The organism is Nocardioides sp. PD653-B2 (assembly GCF_002117935.1).
GTDB lineage: Bacteria > Actinomycetota > Actinomycetes > Propionibacteriales > Nocardioidaceae > Nocardioides.
On the sequence record NZ_BDJE01000072.1, the window covers coordinates 1 to 1,706 of the forward strand.

A 1,706-nucleotide genomic window follows, 5' to 3' on the forward strand; every position below is an offset into this window, starting at 1 on the left:
GCGGCGGTGCCGGGCAGCGACCCGAGCCCGGCCTCGCGGGCCTTGATCAGGAAGTCCTCGATCGACAGTCCGGTGCGGGCGACACCGTTGACGACCTCCATGGGTGAGAAGGCGTGCACGTGCATGCCCGGCACCCGCGACTTCACCGCGGTGACCAGGTCGAAGTACGCCGAGGCGGGCAGCTCGGGGTCGATGCCGCCCTGCATGCAGACCTCGGTCGCGCCGAGGTTCCACGCCTCCTCGGCGCGGTCGGCGACCTCGTCGAGGGAGAGCGAGTAGGCGTCGGCGTCGGTGCGCCGCTGGGCGAAGGCGCAGAACCTGCAGCCGACGTAGCAGACGTTGGTGAAGTTGATGTTGCGGTTGACGACGTAGGTCACGTCGTCACCGACGGTCTCGCGGCGCAGGTCGTCGGCCAGCCGGGTGACCTCGCGCAGCAGGTCGCCCTCGGCGGTCATCAGCGTGTAGGCGTGCTCGTCGGACAGGTTGCCCGGGTCGGCCTCGGCCGCGCGCAGGGCGTCGCCGCCTTCGGCGTGCAGCACCGCGGGTCCGCCGGTCAGCGCCGCGGCGTCCTTGACCGAGCCCCAGTCGCCGTACACGTCCGCGAAGTCCGAGCGCCGGTCGTCGGTGCGGCCCTCGGTGTCGACGGCCTCGAAGAGGTCGGTGCGCCCGACCGAGGTGAAGCCACCGTCCGGCTCCTGCCAGGGCAGGCCCACCGGTCGTACGCCGGGGCGGGCGAGGCCGTCGTCGGTCGCCAGCGCAGCGACGTGCGCGGAGACCCGCGGGTCGAGCCACGGCTCGCCGGCGCGGACGTACTCCGGGTGCACGGTCAGCCGCGGGGCCAGCTCGAACCCGCAGCTCGCGGTGATCTCGCGCAGCCGCTCCAGCGAGGGCCAGGGGCGCTCGGGGTTCACGTGGTCGGGCGTCAGCGGGGAGACCCCGCCCCAGTCGTCCACCCCGGCCTCGAGCAGCGCCCGGCACTCCTCGAGGTCGACCAGGTTGGGCGGTGCCTGCACGCGGGCCTTGGGGCCGAGCACGATCCGGGTGACCGCGATGACGGCGCGGTACTCGTCCAACCCGAGGTCCTCGGCGTGCCGCATCGCGGTGTCGGGCTTGGCCCGGAAGTTCTGGACGATGACCTCCTGCACCGAGCCGAAGGCGCGGGACACCCGGCGCAGCGCGAAGATCGTCTCGGCGCGCTCCTCGAGGGTCTCGCCGATGCCGACCAGCAGCCCGGTGGTGAACGGGATCGAGAGCCGCCCGGCGTCCTCGAGGACGCGCAGCCGCACGGCCGGGTCCTTGTCGGGAGACCCGTAGTGGGCCTCGCCCTTGGTCTCGAAGAGCCGGCGCGAGGTGGTCTCGAGCATCATCCCCATCGACGGCGAGACCGGCTTGAGCCGGTTCATCTCCTCCCACGACATCACGCCCGGGTTCAGGTGCGGCAGCAGACCGGTCTCCTCCAGCACCCGGACCGCCATCGCCCGCACGTAGGCCAGCGTGGAGTCATAGCCCTGCTCGTCGAGCCAGGCCTGCGCCTCGGGCCACCGGTCCTCGGGGCGGTCACCGAGGGTGAACAGCGCCTCGAGGCAGCCCAGCACGGCACCCCGCCGCGCGATCTCGAGGATCTCGTCCGGCGTCAGGAACATGTCCTGCCCCGCCCGACGCAGCTCACCGGGCGACTCCACGAACGTGCAGTAGTGACACCGGTC

The 1,706-nt window shown here is 72.6% G+C and carries 1 protein-coding gene; it reads right to left on the bottom strand.

Going from position 1 to position 1,706, the window contains the following annotated elements:
- The coding region (gene cofG, locus PD653B2_RS23740) for a 7,8-didemethyl-8-hydroxy-5-deazariboflavin synthase CofG (RefSeq protein ID WP_085874900.1) at window positions 1-1,706 on the bottom strand (1,706 nt) is incomplete at both ends.